We start from the raw sequence: 21,707 nt of genomic DNA on the forward strand, positions 1-21,707 counted from the left end.
TTTTCTCGGGCTAGCGTACCTATCGGGCGGAGACTGAATATGTTACAAGTGACTAATTCTTGGAGAATGGAGAGGAGTCTATGACTAAGCGTAAGAGCAGCAGAGTAAGACCATTTGTGCAAAAAGTGAACTCCAGCAGGGTGAACGAACTGGATTGGATAGATGAGATTGAACCAGTATCAGCTCCAGTGAAGCAAGAAAAAGCAGAGAAAGCAGAGAAAATAGAGAAAGTCGAACCCGTTCAGAAGACGGTACCGAGTGATCCACTTCCGCCAGTCAAAGGAAATGTGAAATCCCCAGTAGAAACGTCCAAAATTAACAAGCAAACCAATCTTATGAAGGTTTCCACTACTTCTACCGCTCCCGCACCACCGCTGTTATTGCTCTCTGAAAGGAAAACGGGGAAATTTGCAAACCCTGTCGTCTATACAGATGATATTGTGGAAGAAGCGATTACTTGGGAGAAAATTGCAAATCGCTCTGTTGATGAGAGTAAAATCAAACCACTCAGTATCGGTACTAAGGCTCTGAAGGATTTTGCTATCGAAAACTCGAAGCTTGCTCCGGGAAGTGTAACAAGAGATAAGATCGCTCATCAAGCGATCAACGATGAACATATTGCCCCGCATAGTATCTTGGGTGATAAAATTCAGGATGAATCCATTCCAGGCAGTAAACTGTTGGACAATAGTATCACAGCCGATAAACTTGCCGATCAAACCATTGATTCCTTAAAAATAGCTCACGGTTCCATTCTTCCACAACATTTATCTGAGCTGATCATTACGAGCGAACTCATTGATAATCAAGCGATAACTGGAGAGAAAATTCATAGTGGCGCCGTGCAAGCAAAGCATTTGTCCAATTATATTATTGATACCGCCAAGCTGACGGATGCTTCCGTTACAACGGATAAGTTAAGAGATCAGGCTGTGACCGAAGAGAAAATCGCCAATGCGAGCATTACCTCCGTTCATTTTCAACCACAAAGCATTTATGGAGAGCACTTGGCTAATGGCAGTGTTCTAAGTCATAATATTGCTCCGCGTCAAATCGAAACAACGCATATTGCTGATCTTGCGATTGAGAACTTTCATTTGAAAAATGAGTCGATCACAACAGAGAAGCTGGCGTGGGATGCCGTAAATCACGATCAGATTGCGGATATGGCTGTATCGAGCGTGAAGATTGCTCCACTTGCGATTGAGACGAAACATTTGCAGGAATCCTCCATCTATGGTGAACATATAACCGAAGAAGCAATCACCAGTCGTCATATTGCTGCAAGCTCGATTCATGCGGAGCATATTGCGAGTGGTGCTTTATATGGAAGCTTGCTTTCAGATGGAAGCATTACATCGGATAAGTTGGCAGAAAACCTCATTATGGATAATCACATTCATCCTAATGCCATTCAAAGCCAGCATCTTGCGGATGCTATCATTTCGAACTCGAAACTGAAAGATGGGTCCATTACATCAGCTAAATTGGTAGAAGACCTTGTTGAAGGAAAGCACATTCGCAGTCAAACGATTGGTAATAGGCATTTGATTGATGGTGAAATAACGCCTTCAAAGCTTCAAGATGGAACGATCACCTCTTCTAAATTAGCCGAAGGCTCGGTTGAAGGAAGACATATTAAAACACAATCCATACAGAATACACATTTGGCTGATCATATCATTTCTACTGCTAAGCTTGAAGCGGGTTCTGTGACGAATGAGAAATTATCAGAGGGCAGTGTAGATACTTCGAAGTTGAAGGAAGAAAGTGTAACTTCAGATAAAATCTCTCCGAGTTCCATCAAAACAGGACATTTGCAAGAAGGCATCATTAGTAGTATCCATTTGAAGGATGTAGCCGTACTCGGTCAACACATTACCCATCAGGCAATTGGGAAAGAGCACCTTCAGAATGGGATTGTTACCGGGGATAAGATCGGGTTAAATGTGATTCGTTCGGAGCATGTCGCCGAGCAAGCCATCGGCGGGAAACAAATTGCGTGGTTAGCGGTTCAGCGCGAACACATAGCTGAAGAGGCCATTACAACCCTTCATATGCAAGATGAAACAATTACAACGAGTAAAATCGCGGAAGAAGCTGTAACGAGCAGCAAAATGGCCTCAATGTCTGTTGAAACCCGCCATTTGCAAGAGAAAATTATTAAAGGGATGCACATTAAACCAGGTGCAATAACGTCCGAACATTTAGCCCAAGGTTCAATTAATATTGGTATTTTCGCTGACCGAAGTCTGGAAGGAACCAAACTTGTCGAACGATCGATCACGTCTGAAACACTTGCTCAAGGAGCTGTTACAGAAGAGAAGCTGGCAAACGGAGCGGTTGGAACGCAGCATCTGCAAGCTGAATCCGTATCGTCCAAAATACTCCAGGATCGAGCAGTCACAACAAGGAAACTGGATGATCAAGCGGTGATGGAAGCCAATTTAGCTGATGCGAGTGTGACAAGTCGCAAAATCACTGTGAAAGCTGTTAATAGTGAACATATCGCTGACGGGGCAATTACAGCAGCTAAACTGGCTAATGAAAGTATTCATGGCAGCAAGTTAGTGAGCGGGGCACTAAGCGGAAGACATTTGGCAGACGGTGCTGTCACGAGTTCCAAAATTTCAGCGCTTGCTGTAAATAGTGAGCACTTAGTGGATGGTGTTGTAAGCAGTTCGAAGCTGGCAATGGGCAGCGTAGACGGTACAAAGCTGTCTCTAGGATCAGTTACGAGCAAACATCTGTCTGATGGCGCTGTGGATGGTACAAAGCTAGGATTTGGGGTTGTTGACACCGAACATCTGGCTATCGGTGCTGTTGATAATGATAAGCTTGCTGCGAATTCGGTAGACGGAAGCAAATTAATACTTGGCGCTGTTAGTAACTATCATCTAGCGGATAACGCGGTGTATGGAGCGAAGCTGGCGACAGGCAGCGTTGACGGCAGTAAGTTGACAACGGGCTTGATAAGGAATGAGCATCTGTCAGATGGTGTTGTAGATGCTGTGAAGTTGGCAGCAGGTTGTGTGGATGCGACGAAGTTAATGGCGGGTTCGGTTCATCGGGAACATCTCATTGATAGCGTTGTAGATGGATCGAAGCTGGCGGCAGGCGCTGTAAATAATGAGCACTTAGCGAATGGCATCGTGGATGGGTCAAAGCTCGCTGACAGCAGTGTAGGAAGTAGTAAATTAGCTCAAGGAACGGTTGGCAGCGGTCACCTCATTGATGGCTCCGTTACGAGTGCGAAGCTGGCAGCAGGTACGGTTGACAGCAGTAAGTTAGTCACTGGGGCCGTGAACAGCGATCACATTGCTACTGGATCCATTAATGCATCAAAGTTGGCTCCAAACAGTGTGGACAGCAGCAAGCTAGTGGCAGGTGCGATTACGAATGAGCATTTGGGAGACGGAATCATCACAAGCGGCAAGTTGGCACCGTTCAGTGTGGATGGCAGCAGGCTGGTATCTGGCGCAGTTAGTGGTTTTCATATCGCAGAAGGTGCAGTGGATAATACGAAGCTAGCCGCAGGAAGTGTAGATGGCAGCAAGCTGACAGCTGCATCTGTCAACAACGCTCACCTTATCGACGGTGCTGTTGATGGGGCTAAGCTGGCAGCAGGAAGTGTTGATGGCAGTAAGTTGACCGCAGGTGCTGTTAGCGGCGATCATCTCGCTGATGGCGCATTGTATGGCGCGAAGCTAGCTGCGGGAAGTATTGATGGCAGCAAGTTGGCCTCTGGCATCATTAGCAACTATCATTTGACCATTGGCAGCGTGGATGGAAGTAAGATCATCGCAGGCGCTATTACGAATGGACATCTGGCGGATGGTGCAGTGGATGAGGCGAAGCTGGCTGGCGGCAGTGTGAACGGTAGTAAATTGGCCAGCGGCTCGGTGAGTGGTGAACACCTTGTCGATAAAGCTGTATCAGGTTCGAAGTTGGCCCCAGGAAGTGTAGATGGCAGTAAGATTATGGTTGGCGCAGTAACTAAGGAGCATCTGGCTGACGCCGCGGTAGATGGTCACAAGCTGACGGCAGGCAGTGTGGATAGCAGTAAATTGGTAGAGGGTGCGGTAAGGAATGAGCACCTGATGGATGGCGCTGTGGATGCAGCGAAGCTTGCAGTAGGAAGTGTAGATAGCAGTAAGTTGGCGTTTGGAGCCGTGGACAGCAGTCATCTGGCCCCCGGTTCCGTAGACGGATCGAAGCTGACAGCTGGCAGCGTTGATGGCAGCAAGTTGGTTGCTGGCGCAGTGAATAGCAGCCATCTGGCAGACGGTGCGTTGGACGGTTCGAAGCTTACGGTTGGCAGTATTGATGGCAGCAAACTGGCTTATGCAGCTATTAGCAACTTTCACATTAAGAGCGGCAGCATTGACGGATCAAAGCTGAAACCAAATGCTGTAAGCAGTGAGCACATTGCAGATGGAACGCTTTCCGTAACGAAGTTAACGGAAAATGTTCTGCAGACGCCAAGCACGCAAAAAAATATTACGCAGCAGTTCGGGCTCGTTCCTTTCGAAATGAAAATTCAGGATGAAATAATTGAAGTGGACGTACACTTCGATGAGAAGTTTGCGGATGAGAATTATGTGTTGACAGCGATGACGAATCATCAGGCCTGCTATGTATCAGTGAAATTTAAATCGATGGAAAACGCGGTAATATCGGTTATACGTGCCAAGTTTTCACCGGATCAAGAGGGTATCGTAAATTGGATTGCTATCGGCAAGAAGTTGTAAATGATGAGGGTTCAGTCGATAAAAAAACGGCTTGTGTCGCAGATTCTGCGAGCTAGCCGTTTTTTGTTGTTTAGCGGCACCACTTTTCGTGTGGTTGAATGACCAATTTTTGATTCAGGGGTATTCGTCCAATTTCCATATATCACGAAAGCATATGATTAAAGAAGTGGATGTGACTACGCATATTATAACGCTTGGAAGGGGGTATGTCTTGTGAAGGGTGTTGTACTGGCGGGAGGAACAGGAAGCCGCTTGCGTCCTCTAACGAACATCATCAATAAACATTTACTTCCAGTTGGTGAATTGCCCATGATTCAATATGCCATTGAGAAATTAAGCAAAGCTGGCATTCAAGATATTTTATTAATAACGGGGAAACAATCCGCAGGTTTGTATGTAGAGTACTTGGGCAGCGGTGAAACGTTTGGTGTCCGTCTTACTTACAAGCTTCAAGAGAAAGCCGGCGGGATCGCTCAGGCATTGGCGCTTGCGGAGGAGTTCGTGCTGGAAGGAGAGAAATTCGTCGTTCTGCTTGGTGATAATCTGTTTGAAGATTCATTAGTTCCGATTATCAACACCTTCGAGAAGCAGGAAGAGGGAGCGATGGTCATTCTAAAGAAAGTGGATGATCCTAGAAGATATGGTGTGGCAAAGATGAAGGATGGCATCATTGAACAGATTGAAGAAAAGCCGGATCATCCGAGCTCATCTTATGCGGTTACGGGTATTTATTTATTTGATTCTACCGTGTTTAACATTATAAAAAAACAAAGGCCTTCCAAAAGAGGCGAGTTAGAAATCACCGATGTGAACAATGTGTACGCAGCTGCTGGCACGCTTACTCATGGGTTCTTTACAGGATGGTGGATTGATGCCGGGACACATGAATCTCTCTTTCAAGCCACTCTTTTTATCAGAATGGGGGATAGCTAATGGCAGTGATTTTAGTTACTGGCGGCATGGGATTTATTGGAAGTAATTTTATTCATTACTGGAAAAAGCAGCATCCGCAAGATCATATGATAAATGTAGATTTACTTACTTATGCGGGAAATAAGGACAACGTCGCTGCATTAGAAGGGCAAGTTGGTTATCAGTTTGTATACGGCGATATTGGAAATGAAGCCTTCATAAACGAGCTAATGAAGCGAGGGGTCGATGTGGTTGTACATTTTGCAGCCGAATCCCATGTAGATCGAAGCATCCATAGCCCTCGCGGTTTCGTGGTTACGAATGTAGTGGGAACGCAGTGCTTATTGGAGGCGGCAAGAAAGCACCAAGTCAAGAAATTTATTCATATTTCGACGGATGAAGTTTACGGATCACTAGGTGAGGAAGGTGCTTTCACTGAAACGACGCCGCTAGCCCCTAATTCTCCTTATTCCGCAAGTAAGGCTGGTTCAGATCTGCTAGTTAGAGCCTACTATGAAACCTACGGTTTTCCGGCTGTGATTACTCGCTGTTCTAATAACTATGGTCCAAGGCAGTTTCCTGAAAAGCTCATTCCGATGACGATTACCCGTGCCCTTCGCAATGAGTCTATTCCGATCTACGGCGATGGCAGGAATATACGAGATTGGTTGTATGTGGATGATCATTGCAGCGCGATTGAGCGGGTGATCATGGATGGTGTCCCTGGGGAGGTTTACAATATCGGCGGACAAAACGAACGCTCCAATCTGAATGTCGTAAAGAGCATATTGAAAGAGCTAAACAAATCAGAGGATTTGATCCAATTCGTAGCGGATCGACTTGGACATGATCGGCGATATGCGATTGATAGTACTAAAATTCGTTGCCAGCTAGGTTGGGAACCGTCTTATTCATTTGAAACGGGACTCAAAAAAACGATTGATTGGTACGTGCAGGAAAACGAGTGGTTCGCAAGTATTGCAAACGGATCTTATCGTCAAATCAAAGAAGCTGGTCTCACATGAAAATATTAATTACCGGTGCCGGAGGACAGCTAGGGTATGATCTCAACCGCGTTTTTCGACCTGTTCATGATATAACAGCTTGGCGAAGAGACCAATTAGATGTCAGTGATGAGAAGAGAGTCATGGATATTCTTCTTCAGGAGCACCCTGATGTTGTGATTCATGCGGCTGCTTACACGAACGTAGATAAGGCGGAAGTGGAGACGGAGCTTGCTTATCAAGTGAATGCACTCGGTCCCCTGCATATAGCCAAGGCTTGCGAACAAATAGGAGCTAAGCTTGTCTACGTCAGTACAGACTATGTGTTCGATGGTACGAAGGGAACACCTTACGATGAACGGGATATCACCAATCCAAACAATGTGTATGGCCATTCCAAGCTTCTTGGAGAGAAATTCGTCAGAATGACCTGCTCGAAGCATTTTGTCGTGCGAACTTCCTGGTTATACGGAACCAAGGGAGCTAACTTTGTTACGAAGGTATTAGAAAAGGCTAGATCAGGAGAGCCGCTTTCTATCGTGGATGATCAATTCGGTTCCCCTACTTATTGCTTGGATCTGGCGATCTTTCTTAGAGAACTCATTGAAACGGACAGGTACGGGATCTATCACGCTTCGAATCAAGGGGTTTGCTCTAGATATGAATTCGCCACACACATTTTGAAAGTCATGCAAATGGAGCATGTTCCATTAATTCCTGTTCCTTCGGATCTATTTCCAATGCCCGCTGTAAGACCGATGTATTCGGCCTTTCATCACAAAGCGATTTCAGACAATGGGTTTACCCCTATGAGAGATTGGAAATCGGCTTTGAACTTTTTTCTGCAAGTTGACCATGATTATCCAGCCGTAGTAGATAAGAAGGTGTGATATGAGTAAGAGGAATGCTGCCAGTTCGGAAATGGGAAGAAAACGAGGATTCCGAGCAGGGCTTGAGCAAGGACTCCGGATGGGGAGGTGCAAGTCTGTTCTTGATACGGTAACACCTGCCCTTATACCGCTCAGAGAAGCAAGAGTGTTATTTATTGTTCAAGGCTTCGATGCGATCGATCAAGGGATTATTCAAGGGCTAAATGAGACGGTTCAAGAAGTGATTGTCGGATCTGCTGCGGATCTGCTTCGTTTGGCGAGAGAGCTTCAACCGAACCTCGTTCTAGTCATGAATGGTCTACATGTCTTTCCGGCTGATCATACGGACCATGTCGATCAAGTGAGACAAATGGGCATACGAACAGCGATTTGGTTTGCAGATGATCCCTATTTTACCGATCTTACGGCCTCTCTTGCTCCTCACTATGATTACGTGTTTACCCATGAAATGAGCTGTGTAGCGTTATATCGGGAAGTTGGTTGCACTCAGGTCCATTACTTACCCTTAGCGGTCAATACGAAGGTATTTAAACCCTTACAGGTTGATCCCGCGTATTGCAGCGATATTTGCTTCATTGGAAACGGCTTCCCCAACCGAATCGACTTATTCAACCAGTTAACGCCCTTCTTAGTGAATAAAAAGGTGCTGCTGGCCGGTGCTTTATGGAACCAGTTAAGTCAGTATGAACTCTTAAAGCAAGGGATTAAGCTGCATTGGATTCCTATCGAGGAGTCTGTTAAATATTATAGCGGCGCTAAAATTGTCATTAACGTACATCGCCTAACCTATCACAAAACGTACAACAAAAATAGCAGGAACATTCCTGGTCATTCGATTAATCCTAGAACGTATGAGATTGCTGCATGCGGAACGCTGCAAATAACGGACTACCGTCACGACTTGGATCTATATTACACACCAGGTCAAGATATCGAGACCTTTCTTAATTCGGCTGAGCTTATCCAGAAGATGAAGCATTACTTGAGTCATGAAGAGGATAGGCTGCGAATTGCGATAAGAGGCTTGAGAAGAACGATTAACGAACATACATTCGCTAATCGATTAGTAAAGCTGTTGGAAATTGTATTTGCCTAGAAAGGAGTCGAATAGATGGCTTCAGTCGATAAGCGCCGTGCCAGGAAACGGGGATATAAGAACGGTTATGAAGTGGGCTATACCAACGGAGTCCGGTTGGGTCAATGTGAAGCCGTTATTCAAAAAGCGATTCAGGATCGGGTACCAAATCCCGTATGGGATGTGCGCGTGTTGTACGTTACGTCGGGTAAAGGCTATCCTTACGAGCCCTTGGATCATGCAATTATTGGCAGTTTGCGTCCATTGGTTCGCGAATTGATTATAGGAAACTGCGATGATGATCCGATCCGCATCGGGAGACCGGAGGCAAACCTTGAAACGCTTGCTGCTGTCTATAAACCTAACCTGATGATCGTTCTATATGGAATGAATTTATCTCTAGATGTGGTAGATCGCATTCGTAGTAGGGGCATCCGCACAGCCATATGGCTTGCCGATGATCCCTATTACACGGACCATACTGCCTCTTACGCGCCCCACTACGATTTCATGTTCACGTTGGAAGTGAATTGCGTTTCTTTCTATCAGGAAATGGGTTGTGCTCAGGTTCACTACCTACCCCTTGGATTTAATCCGGAAATGTTTCGGCCAAAACCTGCTCCAATCGGATTGCAGCGAGATATTTGTTTCATCGGGTCGGCTTATTGGAACCGGGTGGCGATGTTCGATAAGCTTGCTCCCTATTTAGCAAACAAGCGAATCTTCATTTCTGGCATATGGTGGGAGCGTCTGAAGCACTTTAAGCTGCTGGCGCGACAAATTCACCCTAATTGGATGCATCCGGAGCATACAGCGAATGCCTATAACGGAGCCAAACTAGTCATTAATATGCATAGAGCGTTCGATGACCAGGTTTTTAACTATAATAGCCGACGCATAATAGGGGCCTCACCCAATCCGCGAACTTTTGAGATTTCTGGCTGCGGCACGCTTCAAATAACAGATATACGCGATGACCTGGTTAACTTCTATACACCGGATTACGATATTGTGACCTATGCCTCACCAGAAGAACTGATAGAGAAAATGAACTATTACTTGACGCATGAAGAGGAACGTAAACAAATAGCTATGCGAGGATTGTATCGTACGATGCGAGATCACACCTATGCGAATAGGCTGTCTAACATGCTCGCGATTATTTTTGGACAAAAGGTTAAGACCGATAGTCCTACCGGTAAGGAAGCTGAGGTGCATGGCATTGGTCAAAAAGATAAAGCTTCGAAAGCTTGGGTCTAAGATAAATATTCAAAAAAAGAAACCCGCTACGCAGACCAAATCTCGATTAAAGAAGAAGCTGATTATCAAAAAAAAACCTCGCCCCAGTCGACTGACAAAATCGACCAGACATAAACTAAGACGTAGATTAATCAAGAAACGCAGGAAAAAGCATGAGGTCCGTGCATACAATAAGGCCTTCGATAAAGCCTACAATGAGGGCTACAAATTTGGCTTTGCGCAAGGATATGCTTTGGAGCAAGAGCATCCGGTGGTTTAGTCGTGAGCTATCGCCAGTGTATTCAAAAAAGGAGGTGAATTCCATACCTGGTTGTCGTAACGGGTATGTTACACATGTCGACTCCACAAAAACCAAAAGTCCTATTATTTTCCCATTTTTGTAGTCCAGATCATATTACCGGGGCGGAAAAAATGCTGCTCTTTGTGACTTTGGAGCTGGGACGTCATTATGCCTGTACATTGGTGGTACCGAAAGAAGGACTATTAGCTGCAGAGGCTAGACGCCATGGCATTGAAACTGTCGTTCAATCGTTCCCTCTTTTATATGACATGTATCATCCAACAGCCGCAATACCTCAACTGTTACAGGACCTGCTTGTCCATTCAGGAATGCCCAGTTTACTTGACCTTCTTCTCATCCACGAACCGGACCTTGTTATCACGAATACTTGCGTCAACCTTGCACCGGCAGCTGCTGCTAAAAAATTAGGGATTCCTGTCACATGGATTGTGGCGGAGACCATTCAAATGAATGAATTCACGCCTCTCAGTGCAAGACTTATGGATCAATATGCGGACTGGATCGTGGGCATATCCGATGCAACGCTGCAGCCGCTTCAAGGATTTGTGAGTGATCATAAAATGTTCGTACTTCCTCCTTCATGGCATACAGAGCATTATGACCCTGGCCAATGGCCGATTAAAAGACAAAACAAACGTGCAGAAATCGGCATCCATGATGAACGTCCTGTCATTGGTTACATTTCTTCGGACATCTATGCGAATAAAGGGCTGGACCATTTTATTCAGATAGGAATATGCATTTGCAAAACGAATCCTATGGCCCATTTTATGATTACAGGTAAACCAACTGACCCCGTTTATATGGATTCCTGTTTAAAAATGATCTTGCATTCCGGCTATTCATCTCAATTCTCCCTCCTCTCTTTTGAGCCTGATATTCAATCGGTTTACCCTGCAATGGATGTCGTTGTTGTCCCTAGTCTATTAAATGAGGGTTTTGGATTAACTGCACTGGAAGGTCTAATCTTTGGTAAACCCGTTGTTGCCTATCGCTCTGGCGGATTGATCGAAATATTGACTTCTACGGGAAATGAACACCTTCTGGCACAAAAAGGAGATGTTCAGGATCTCACAAACAAGGTTCAGTATCTACTATCGGATCACCGAATCCGTCAGGAAATAGGCAGTCGGAATAGTCAAACGATTCATCAAGTATTTGGAATTGATGCTTACCGTTCCCGATTGGGACAATTTCTTTCTCTTCTTTCGCCTCACTTGGAAGCAAGATCGTTAGAGAAGCAGCGTGCACCTAGATTTCCCGATTATTTGCTGCTAAAAGGCGAATCCTCACATACTGTATTTCTCATTGAGCAAGGGATGAAGCGCCATATTTATACGGGTGAGGATTTCCATTTCTATAAATATGATTGGCACCGAGTTGGGATCGTAGGCGATCAACAGCTCGCGATGATTCCGACAGGCATTCCGATTCGGGCCAAAGAGCCTTTTTTGGAATATGCCCCAGCCATCTATGTAGCGAAAGGACAGGGACCAACAGTCTACCTCATGCAGCATGGGGGGAGGTATCCCTTTGCCACAGAAGGAGCGCTTAGGGGTCATGGGTACAGCCCATCACAAGTTGTCTTACTGCCAGAGAGCGTTATAGCGACTTATACGCTTGGTCTGCCTATTGTTGGCGGGGAGGAGAAGGCGAAAAAGGAGCTAAGAAGCAAGCGTAAAGCTAAGCTGATCATAAGGAAAAAGCTGAAAAGTCGAAAAAAGCTAAAACAAGGAACAAAGCTTAGAAAAGGTACAAACAGGTTTGCCAAGGGCGGAATCAAAGCGCGCAAACGAAAAGCAGCTGCTCGGAAGGCGAGCGCGAAGAAAAAGCCGACGAGGGTGCGCAGGCGGAAGAGCCTTCGTGCGAAAAGGGCAAATACAAAACGGAAACTAGGGCATAAAGGCATCGTGAAAGTAGGAGGAAAAAGATGAAAATCGCGACTGTTTTGGGGACTCGCCCTGAGATTATCCGGCTGAGTCTCATTATTCAGAAGCTGGATGAGCTGGCTGACCAACACGTGCTCATTCACACAGGACAGAATTTCACTTCTACGCTTAGCGACGTGTTTTTCGAGGAGCTGGGGCTGCGCCAACCCGATTATATGCTGCAGAATCAGCAGCGTACATTAGGAGGGCAGCTCTCGGTCCTTTTCGCAGAGCTAGAACGCATATTTACCCTTGAACGCCCGGATAAAGTGCTTGTTCTGGGTGATACGAACAGTGCACTCAGCAGCATCCTTGCTGAGCGCATGGGTATTCCCGTGATTCACATGGAAGCGGGTAACCGCTGTTTCGATCTCGCTGTACCGGAAGAGAAGAACCGGAAAGTGATCGATGCGATTTCTAGCATTAATATGCCATACACCCGTTACAGCCGAGATAATCTGCTCAGGGAGGGCGTACCAAGTCATCGCATTATCGTCACAGGGAATCCCATTTATGAAGTGCTGACTCATTATGAGACACGCATTGAGCAAAGCGGCATTCTGGAAAAGTTAGATTTAAAAGGCGAGCCCTACTTTCTGGTTACGACGCATCGTGCTGAAAATGTGGATCATCCTGAACGACTCCAGCAAATTCTCAAAGGACTTAATCTGGTTGCTGAAACCTTTGGACATAAAGTCATTTGCAGCATTCATCCCCGTACCAAATCACGACTCGAGAAGGATGGCATGGTCACGATGCATCCACTGGTTCAATTTCATGAGCCATTTGGTTTTTTTGATTTTGTGCATCTGGAGAAGCATGCTTTCTGTGTCTTGACTGACAGCGGCACCGTTCAAGAGGAATGCTGCATTTTCCATGTGCCAACGGTGACGATACGAACGACCACCGAACGGCCTGAGACCGTAGACTGCGGCAGTAATGTCGTATCTGGCCTTCGCGCCGAGCAAATATTGAATGCGGTTCGGGTTATGGTCAATTTCCCAGCTGAGTGGCGTTGTCCGGATGGCTATTTGGATACGAATGTTTCCCAAAAAGTCGTTCAATATTTATTAGGAGGTAAAGAGCATGTTTACTAACACGACAATTTTAGTCACAGGTGGAACGGGATCCTGGGGCTACGAGCTCATCGAACAACTGCTTCCGGAAAATCCAAAGAAAATCATTGTATTCTCCCGCAATGAATCCACACAGGTTGCGATGAAGCGAGCGTTTGATGATCCCAGACTCAGCTTCTGTATCGGAGATGTGAGAGATAGAGATGCGCTGATGAAAGCTTGTGAAAAAGTTGATTATTTGTTCCATTTGGCGGCACTCAAGCATGTTCCCGTCTGCGAAGATCAACCCTATGAAGCATTAAAAACAAATGTTAACGGAACACAGAACGTGATTGAAGCCGCCATCGAAAACAAAGTGAAGAAGGTTATAAATATTTCCACTGATAAAGCGGCGAATCCGTCCAACTTTTACGGGATGACCAAATCGATCGGAGAAAAGTTAATTGTTAATGCAAACCTTCTGAATTCGGGTACCAAATTTGTATGTGTCCGGGGAGGCAATGTGCTCGGAACGAACGGAAGTGTCATTCATTTATTTATGAAACAAATCAAGGAAAAGGAGCAAATCGGCATAACCGACAGAGAAATGACTCGCTTTTTCTTAACACAACGGGAAGCAATAGGGCTTTTGTTAAGAGCTACTGAAGTAGGCCAAGGTGGAGAAATTTTTGTTATGACTATGCCAACCTGCAAAATTTTGGATTTAGCTGAAGTGCTAATCGAGTCACTGGGTAATAAGAAGGTGGAAATTGTTGAGCTGGGAATTCGGCCTGGAGAAAAAATTCACGAAATTTTGCTTACGGAATATGAAAGCAAAAGCACGGTGATGTATGACGATAAATATTTGGTCATTTTACCTTCTCAAGACATTCCTGGATTGAAAGCACATTATTCTCATTATCCAAAGGTAGAAATCAGCTCCTTTTGCTCCAGTCAGTCGCTTATGAATAAGGAGAAAATCAAAGATATGCTCGTTAAAGGAGGCTTTCTGTCATGAAGCTGTTAATTATGGGCGGTCACGGAATGGCAGGTCATATGCTGGTGCAATATTTCCGCCGATGCAGCGATCATTCCGTATATTATACCGTCAGGCAATCGAAGGACCCATATGGACTTTATGTGGATGTCCGCGACTGGGATCTGACAGAAAAGGTTTTGAAAGCCGTGTCTCCTGATGTAGTTATTAACTGTATTGGTCTGTTAAATGAGGCTGCCGAAAAAAATCCCGTCGAAGCTTATTGGCTCAACGGGATCTTACCCCATCGGTTGAAGGAAGCTGCGAATGGTTTAGGTTATAAGCTGATTCATATCAGCAGCGATTGCGTCTTCACCGGTAATAACGGCAATCACAAAGAAGATGATGTGCCGGACGGCACTTCCGTGTACGCGAGATCGAAAGCGCTTGGAGAGGTAACGGATAGTCCCCATCTAACAATTCGAACTTCGATTATCGGTCCAGAAATACGTGAAAATGGCATTGGGCTATTGCAGTGGTTTATGAAACAAGAAGGGGAAGTGGCCGGGTACCGTCAAGCGATTTGGAATGGAATCACCACATTAGAGCTGGCTAAATGTATACAATATATCTTGGAAGAAGAGCCTTTGGAGGGGCTTCTGCATGTAAGAGCACCTGAGGACATAAGTAAATACGATCTGCTTATGTTATTTCAACAAACGTTTATGAAAACAAATGTCCTTATACGCGCTGATGATAAGGTCAAGTTGAATCGAACTTTACTCAATACGAGAAGGAATTTCAATTACAAAGTTCCGGGATATGAGGCCATGCTTAAAGAATTACGCAACTGGATGTGATCTTGATGACCGCCAAAATATTGATTACAGGAGCAAATGGATTTTCTGGAAGGCATGCCTGCGAACATTTTGCCCAATTGGGTATGGAAGTGATTAAGGTTATGCGTCTCAAAAAGGATTCAAGCGATCACGTCCTATGTTGCGATCTTACAGATTGTGCGCAAGTTGAGAAATTGATTGAAGAGGTCCAGCCGGATTACGTTCTTCATTTAGCAGGTCGTAATTCCGTATCGGAATCGTGGAAAGAACCCGTAGCTTATATCGAATCGAATGTGATGTCTACATTTTACCTGCTGCACGCTCTGAGAAATTTGCCGCACTGCCGGACGGTGATTGTGGGCTCCGTCATGCATTTTGAGATGAAGGATGACCCTGAACCGCAAAATCCATACAGCTTAAGCAAAACGTTGCAGGTTGTAGCAGCACAGTGCTGGTGGCATTTATTCGGTTTAAAAGTCATGATGGCTCGGCCGACCAATTTAATCGGCCCCGGCAACTCGAACGGCATATGTGGACTTTTGGCCAAAAAAGTTGTGGAAATAGAAATAGAGAACGACTCCACCCCGTTTCGGTTATCATCTTTGATTGAACAAAGGGACTATTTGGATGTACGTGATGCCGTTCGGGCTTATGAAACTATCCTGTTGCACGGCAAGATAGGGACTGTTTATTCATTAGGCTCCGGCCGTAATCATTCGTTGGGCGATATCGCGAATGCTTATCAATCGATGATCGACCGCGATTTGCCTTTGGATGTCGGGCAAATTCAGCATTACATTCCACCTCAGCCCGTCGATATAAGGTCTATAACGGAATTGGGATGGAAACCTTTAATTCCTCTTCAACAATCGTTACTTGATGCCTTCCATTATTTTAAAACTCGCCATGGGTCAAGCCAGTAGGAGGTGAAATACATGTATCCCAAAGTTTCGATCATAATCCCGTTTTATAACTGCCCCTATATCGATCAAGCGATCGTGAGCGCTCTCGGGCAAACATATCCCAACATTGAGATCATTGTCGTGGACGACGGCTCCACGATGTATGCGGACAAAATTCAACCGTTTCTCACCCGTATTCATTATTTAGGCAAAGCCAACGGAGGCACGGCCAGTGCGTTGAACCACGGAATTCGTATAGCATCTGGCCAGTATATTGCATGGCTGAGTTCGGATGACCTGTTCTATCCTGATAAAATTGAAAGACAACTACGGTTCATGATGGCTCATCATTCTTCCATCAGCTTTACGGCATTCAACCAAATCGATGCCTATAATAATATCACGGGTCGAATGTTAGGACCGCAGTTCGCTAATGTGATTGATTTTTATCATTCGTTCTTGACCTGCGATCCGGTTAACGGCTGTACGGTGATGATGAAAAAGGAGATTTTGAACTACATTGGATTTTTCGACGAGAGCCTTCCCTATACCCACGATTATGAATTGTGGATACGGGTAATATTGGGGAGAATCTACTTTCACTATTTATATGAACCTCTTCTCATGTATCGGTGGCACGGACAGATGGGAACGATGAAGCACCGTCCCGCCATCGAACTGGAAGTGGAATTCATCCAGCAAAAATATCGTCCGGCACTGCAACAGTTGATCGTCGAATCAAGTAGATAAAGGAGAGGTCACCATGCTTCCGAAGGTTAGTATAATCATCCCGTTCTATAACTGTGCATATGTCGAAAACGCAATTGCCAGCGCGCTCTCGCAGACGTATCCGAATGTGGAAATCATCGTGGTCGATGACGGATCTACGGTACATTCTGATAGAATCCGGCCCTATTTAGACCGCGTTCACTATTTGGGCAAGGCGAACGGCGGAACCGCCAGCGCTCTGAACCACGGGATTACGATGGCATCCGGGGACTATATCGCTTGGCTCAGCTCTGACGATATGTTTATTCCGGAGAAACTGTCCAAGCAAATTCCGTTTATGATACAGAATGGCGCCTGGATCAGCTGTGCAAACTTTGATTATATCAATGAGTACAATCACACGATCATCTCGTTCCTCGGGCCTCGTCCCACCAATAAACTTGACTTGTACAGGATGTTTCTAAACGATTATCCCGTGAACGGTTGTACGGTGGTAATGAGAAAAGAGTTATTTTCGTATGTCGGATTATTTAATGAATCTTTCAGATATACGCAAGATTTGGAGATGTGGCTGCGGGTCATTTTATCGGGGTTCGATTTTTTCTATCTCGATGAGCCGCTGCTGAAATACAGAATTCACGAACAAATGGGGAGCCAGCGATTTCAACCGGAAATGCACAGGGAGATTGCCTGCATTCGAGAAATGTATATCCAACGGTTAGCCGGTTACATTGTTCAATTGGAACAGCAACTGAAATAGTGAAACATGTAAAAAAGTCCTCTTTGCTCTTTTAATAAAGGGCAAAGAGGACTATTGTTCGAAGTGTCTTATTTTCCATACAGCACATTCATCATTTGCATGAAATGACAAGCATATCTCTCCAGGCTGAATGCCATGCTGACGTGGATTTTGGCATTAGTTCGGATATATTCCCTGGCATACGGATTGCTAATCAACTGCTGCCCCTCTATGACGGCGGCAGTGATGTTACCAAGCGGATACATCTTACCCGTTTGATTTGGAATAATCGCGCTCCAAACACCGTCTTTATCGCTGGTCAGTACCGGGCAGAGGCAACTCATCGCTTCTACGACGGAATGGGGCGCACCTTCCATTTTCGATGTGGAACATAAGAACCCGCCCGAATCGCCAATGATCGAATAATACTCCTGCATCAGGGCATGCGGAATATTGCTATGAATTGTGAGGCAATGGAGCAAGCCGAGCTGTTGAACTAGCAAATCAAATTCCGCCCGTTCCTGCGGTACTGCCAAATTAGGGTCTTCAAACATCCACAGATGAAGGTGCGGATAATAGGCCATCAGTTGGTGAGCGATCAGCAATAATTCTCGCCAATTCTTATTGTCCTCGAATCGGCCTACCCACGCGATGATCGGGACTCCCCACTGGGGCAGGGGTTTGTAACAAAATGAACTTACATCGAAAGCATTGTTGAAGCTGAAAAAGGGGACATTCATGTTCATGTATATCTCGTTCAACAGAGTTCCGATATGGGGGGTGTCTGGATATAGGATCGCCGAGCAGTATTTTTTAACGTATGGCACTGAGTTGATGATCTCAGCTCGTGCCATTGTAATCGGACCGTAGCCTTGGATTTCCCAAATCAGTATTCCTTTATAACCGAGTCCGCGAAATCTAGGAAATGTTTCATACATCGTCGTAACTACAATAGCATCGTATTTGTAAGTTGTTAGAATGGTTTTGATATCCCTGTCGTCGTTAGTGACAAAAGTCGGTATGTCGGTAACGTTTTGCTGGCCTGAACCGGGATATAGGTATAGACAATGGGGTTCATGGCCGAATTGCTTTAAAGCCCGGCAGCGGTGGCGATTTACGGCATCCATCCCCCCGGTTGGCACATAAAATACGAACAAAAATTTCACTGTAATGTGTTCCCCCTCTGCTTTTAATTCGGGTCAAATAGTAAGAATTCGTTTTGTGAGAACATAGCAACAAGGACTCCATTATTTTTGGCATAAACGGTTATGGCTGTATAAGCGGTAGTGTTGGTATTCGTCACAATTTGCAGACTAAAGGGGATGTTATGCGTGAGAATGTTGTTAATCGTTATCGTGGACCCTGGCTCCGGAAACTTTTGCAGAGCATATAGAGATAAATGAAACAAACCCGACGCATGAAATCCTTGGATTAGTGCATCAAACGTTTTGGGACCGAGATTTTGCATAATAACATCGACGGATTGAATATATCGGGAATCGATAGGGCCGTATTCGAACGATTCCAATCGGAATATAGACAAGGCTACACCTTCCTTACCAGTGAGTGGGAATACATCTAGTATATGAAATTAAGAGAAAAATGGTTTGGACAACTACATATTTTTTGGATATTAGGAAGCAACCTATACAATCCTGAAGCAGTCACCATATATTGTATAGCAGCGTCTATCTTAGTTATTGAAATGAGGAACAAAAATGAAAATTTTACTGGCGACCTCCTGGCTACTTCCTCATCTGGGAGGAGTTTGCACGTTTATGGAACAGTTAAAAGTTAGATTAGAACGATGGGGGCATGAAGTCGATATTTTTGGTAAAGGAGCTAATGAAACCTTTCACATGATGAACAAGGGGATTGTAATACGAAAAGAACAATTACTACCGCTTCTTTGTACGAAAATGAGTGTGGGAAACGTGTTTCCTGCAGTTCTAAATCAACACGAATGGTTCTTTAACATCGAAATGGACCGATATTGCATGGAACTGGGTGCAGCTTATTTCGGCTTGCAGCAATACGATTTCATCTACGCTCAAGATGTCATTTCGGCCGTAGCGCTAAATCGTGTAAAGCCGAAATCAACACCGTTACTTGTCTCGCTTCACGGCTCGGTAACCAAAGAGGTTTATTTAACCTGGCCTTACAGACACCAAGTGGAAGGGCCGGACTCTATGGTAATGAACTATTATTCTTTTATTGAAAAAGTAGGTGCCAGCATCGCTGATATAACCATTACTCACTCTCACTGGCTGAGAAATCTGCTGGTTAAGGAGTTTGACGTACCTGACCATCATTTTACGGAGTTCCCCTACGGTTATGATATCGAATCGTTTCAAAGGAGAATGCAGGAATCTACGCCGCTGCAGCGTCCTCAAGACAAAAAAGTGATCATCTGTGCGTCTCGTCTTACTTATTTGAAAGGAATCCACGATCTTGTAACGGTTCTATATCATTTGAAGTTAGCTCGAAAGGATTGGGTTTGTTGGATAATTGGAGAAGGAGAAGATCAGGCGGAGTTGCAACAACAAGCGATAAACCATGGGCTGCAGGAGCACGTCCAGTTTTTCGGAAGGAGGAATGATGTTCCGGCTTTACTCCGAATGTCTGATATTTATGTGCTGCCGAGCTTGATTGATAATCAGCCGCTGTCACTTATAGAAGCACAGCTCGCAGGCAAGCCGTCCGTCGTATCAGATGCCGGAGGCGTACCAGAGATGGTAGTCCATGGCCATACTGGGCTTGTTTACCCTGTCGGAGATATCGATATGCTATTTAAGCATCTGTGCACCTTGCTGGATAATGAAAATTATCGACACAAATTGGGTCGAAATGCAGAAGTTTGGGCATTAGAGCATTGGTCCCCGGATACGATGCTCCAGCGGTTATTTCACGTATATAATCAAATGTTGTCGAGAAAGCGATAAGATTTGTTTGGGGGAGGGCGAGCTTGAACATTTTACTGGCGACTTACTGGCAAATTCCTCATCTTGGCGGCATCTGGACCTTGATGAATCAAATCAAGGAACGCTTGGAACTGATGGGGCACCGAGTTGATCTATTCGGGAATAGCGAGGGCAATCTCATGATCCATATGCCGAATACGCATAATCGTGTTGATAAAAGAAAGCTTAGGCAGCTGCTGGATGTTAAAATGCCAGCGACCCTCTTTCCGACGCTCCATTTTGACACTTTGATTAATTACTACGAGATGGAATGCTTGTGCATGGAATTAGCAGCCGCATATTTCGGGTTAGACAAGTACGATGTTATCCATACGCACGATATTTTTTCAACTAGAGCTTTCAGTAGAGCAAAATCTCCCAAAACGGTTCTTATCGCTAGCATTCACGGATCCGCAGCCTATGAAATTAAGCATAAGTTCCTAATACAGAGTCCTGATTCCTATCTATGGAAATATCTTATTATGAGGGAGCATCTCGGCGCCGTCTCCAGCGATGTGACGATTGCTTCTTCACAGTGGATGAAGAACTGTATGGTAAATGAATTCTCTGTCCCAAGCAGACACATTAAGGTATTTCCGTATGGTTACGATATTGAGGCCTTTGAGCGGCAAGCCGCTTTATGGAGTCCTTTGCCTCGCCCCACCAAAGGTGAAAAGGTAATTATTTATACGTCTCGCATGGTGGAGCTGAAAGGACCTCGAATTCTTCTTAATGCTTTAACAAAACTAAAGGGGGTAAGAAGCGATTGGGTTTGTTGGATGGTAGGAGATGGGGATCAGGAAGATGAATTTCGCCGTTTAAGCTTCGACTTAGGTTTGCAGCAGCATGTTCACTTTTATGGGCGGCGTGATGACGTGCCGTTCCTTCTGGCAAATGCCGATATTTACGTTCATCCCAGCATGCTTGATAATCAACCGTTTTCTTTGATCGAAGCGCAGCTTGCGGGAGTGCCGTCAATTGTTTCCGACGCTACCGGAGTGCCTGAAATGGTTCGTGACGGAGAAACGGGTTTTATTTTACCAGTAGGTGATATTCAAGCGATAAGCAACCATTTGAATCTACTTCTGGAAAATGAAGCTTTTCGAAAGCAAATGGGCCGAAATGCACAGCTGTGGGCGCGGAAACACTGGGCGTTAGACAAAATGATCTCGCAGTTTTTAAACGTATATCAAGAAGCTTTGGCTCAGAAGGGGAGATAAATATGGATTCATTTTATGTTATCGGAGATTTGTATAATTCCTTATTCTCGGTTCAGGTATCAAATCCGGATTTTCTAGTAGAGTATAAACTATGGAACCAAATTAAAAATAATTTGCCGGAAACTTATACAATGCCTGATCCTATAATGATTCAGTTCTTAGATCA

At 45.0% G+C, this 21,707-nt stretch carries 18 protein-coding genes; 16 read left to right on the plus strand and 2 right to left on the minus strand.

Translation table 11 applies throughout. From position 1 onward, the window contains the following. The first annotated feature begins 80 nt into the window (after positions 1-80). The 14 genes from ASG85_RS12620 to ASG85_RS12685 all read left to right on the plus strand — a co-directional run bounded on the left by ASG85_RS12620 (position 81) and on the right by ASG85_RS12685 (position 17,382). Entirely contained in the window at positions 81-4,751 is a 4,671-nt protein-coding gene (locus ASG85_RS12620) for a WIAG-tail domain (RefSeq protein ID WP_057306240.1), read from the plus strand. A gap of 213 nt (positions 4,752-4,964) precedes the next feature. Beyond that, the gene (locus tag ASG85_RS12625) at positions 4,965-5,684 is read left to right on the plus strand and encodes a sugar phosphate nucleotidyltransferase (RefSeq protein WP_057306239.1); all 720 of its coding nucleotides are present in this window, start codon (positions 4,965-4,967) and stop codon (positions 5,682-5,684) included. Further along, positions 5,684-6,688, plus strand: a complete 1,005-nt coding sequence (gene rfbB, locus ASG85_RS12630; RefSeq protein WP_057306238.1) for a dTDP-glucose 4,6-dehydratase — start codon at positions 5,684-5,686, stop codon at positions 6,686-6,688. Before ASG85_RS12625 ends, rfbB begins: the two co-directional genes overlap by 1 nt. Next, positions 6,685-7,557, plus strand: a complete 873-nt coding sequence (gene rfbD, locus ASG85_RS12635) for a dTDP-4-dehydrorhamnose reductase (RefSeq protein ID WP_057306237.1) — start codon at positions 6,685-6,687, stop codon at positions 7,555-7,557. Before rfbB ends, rfbD begins: the two co-directional genes overlap by 4 nt. A gap of 1 nt (position 7,558) precedes the next feature. After that, positions 7,559-8,653 carry a glycosyltransferase family protein gene (locus ASG85_RS12640; protein ID WP_057306236.1) on the plus strand — a complete coding sequence of 365 codons (1,095 nt, stop codon included), beginning with the start codon at positions 7,559-7,561 and terminating at the stop codon, positions 8,651-8,653. Between the two features lie 15 nt (positions 8,654-8,668). Beyond that, on the plus strand, positions 8,669-9,892 hold the full coding sequence (locus ASG85_RS12645; protein WP_063860268.1) for a glycosyltransferase family protein: 1,224 nt from the start codon (positions 8,669-8,671) through the stop codon (positions 9,890-9,892). After that, positions 9,849-10,151, plus strand: coding sequence for a hypothetical protein (locus ASG85_RS12650; RefSeq protein WP_057306235.1), 303 nt, complete (start codon positions 9,849-9,851; stop codon positions 10,149-10,151). The genes ASG85_RS12645 and ASG85_RS12650 overlap by 44 nt, the downstream gene beginning before the upstream one ends. Positions 10,152-10,303: 152 nt before the next feature. After that, positions 10,304-12,127 (plus strand): glycosyltransferase family 4 protein, encoded by a 1,824-nt coding sequence (locus tag ASG85_RS12655; protein WP_162257252.1) that lies wholly within the window; start codon positions 10,304-10,306, stop codon positions 12,125-12,127. Then, positions 12,124-13,218 carry a non-hydrolyzing UDP-N-acetylglucosamine 2-epimerase gene (gene wecB / locus ASG85_RS12660; RefSeq protein ID WP_057306233.1) on the plus strand — a complete coding sequence of 365 codons (1,095 nt, stop codon included), beginning with the start codon at positions 12,124-12,126 and terminating at the stop codon, positions 13,216-13,218. Before ASG85_RS12655 ends, wecB begins: the two co-directional genes overlap by 4 nt. Next, the gene (locus ASG85_RS12665; protein ID WP_057306232.1) at positions 13,208-14,194 is read left to right on the plus strand and encodes an SDR family NAD(P)-dependent oxidoreductase; all 987 of its coding nucleotides are present in this window, start codon (positions 13,208-13,210) and stop codon (positions 14,192-14,194) included. The genes wecB and ASG85_RS12665 overlap by 11 nt, the downstream gene beginning before the upstream one ends. Beyond that, positions 14,191-15,012, plus strand: coding sequence for a dTDP-4-dehydrorhamnose reductase family protein (locus tag ASG85_RS12670; protein WP_057306231.1), 822 nt, complete (start codon positions 14,191-14,193; stop codon positions 15,010-15,012). Before ASG85_RS12665 ends, ASG85_RS12670 begins: the two co-directional genes overlap by 4 nt. Before the next feature lie 5 nt (positions 15,013-15,017). Next, on the plus strand, positions 15,018-15,914 hold the full coding sequence (locus ASG85_RS12675; protein ID WP_057306230.1) for an NAD-dependent epimerase/dehydratase family protein: 897 nt from the start codon (positions 15,018-15,020) through the stop codon (positions 15,912-15,914). A 12-nt stretch (positions 15,915-15,926) separates the two neighbouring features. Beyond that, positions 15,927-16,643, plus strand: coding sequence for a glycosyltransferase (locus ASG85_RS12680; protein WP_057306229.1), 717 nt, complete (start codon positions 15,927-15,929; stop codon positions 16,641-16,643). A 13-nt stretch (positions 16,644-16,656) separates the two neighbouring features. After that, positions 16,657-17,382, plus strand: a complete 726-nt coding sequence (locus ASG85_RS12685; RefSeq protein WP_060646429.1) for a glycosyltransferase — start codon at positions 16,657-16,659, stop codon at positions 17,380-17,382. Between the two features lie 68 nt (positions 17,383-17,450). Here ASG85_RS12685 and ASG85_RS12690 read toward each other — a convergent pair whose 3' ends face one another. Further along, complete coding sequence (locus ASG85_RS12690) at positions 17,451-18,527, minus strand: glycosyltransferase family 4 protein (RefSeq protein ID WP_057306227.1); 1,077 nt, start codon at positions 18,525-18,527, stop codon at positions 17,451-17,453. Positions 18,528-18,550: 23 nt separating this feature from the next. Further along, positions 18,551-18,904, minus strand: a complete 354-nt coding sequence (locus ASG85_RS12695; protein WP_057306226.1) for a hypothetical protein — start codon at positions 18,902-18,904, stop codon at positions 18,551-18,553. Between the two features lie 175 nt (positions 18,905-19,079). Between ASG85_RS12695 and ASG85_RS12700 the strand changes: the two genes are divergently transcribed. After that, positions 19,080-20,303 carry a glycosyltransferase family 4 protein gene (locus ASG85_RS12700; protein WP_057306225.1) on the plus strand — a complete coding sequence of 408 codons (1,224 nt, stop codon included), beginning with the start codon at positions 19,080-19,082 and terminating at the stop codon, positions 20,301-20,303. A gap of 23 nt (positions 20,304-20,326) precedes the next feature. Then, complete coding sequence (locus ASG85_RS12705; protein WP_063860269.1) at positions 20,327-21,541, plus strand: glycosyltransferase family 4 protein; 1,215 nt, start codon at positions 20,327-20,329, stop codon at positions 21,539-21,541. The last annotated feature ends 166 nt before the right edge of the window (positions 21,542-21,707 follow it).

Origin of the sequence: Paenibacillus sp. Soil724D2 (assembly GCF_001427935.1) — a bacterium.
Classification (GTDB): Bacteria; Bacillota; Bacilli; order Paenibacillales; family NBRC-103111; genus Paenibacillus_E.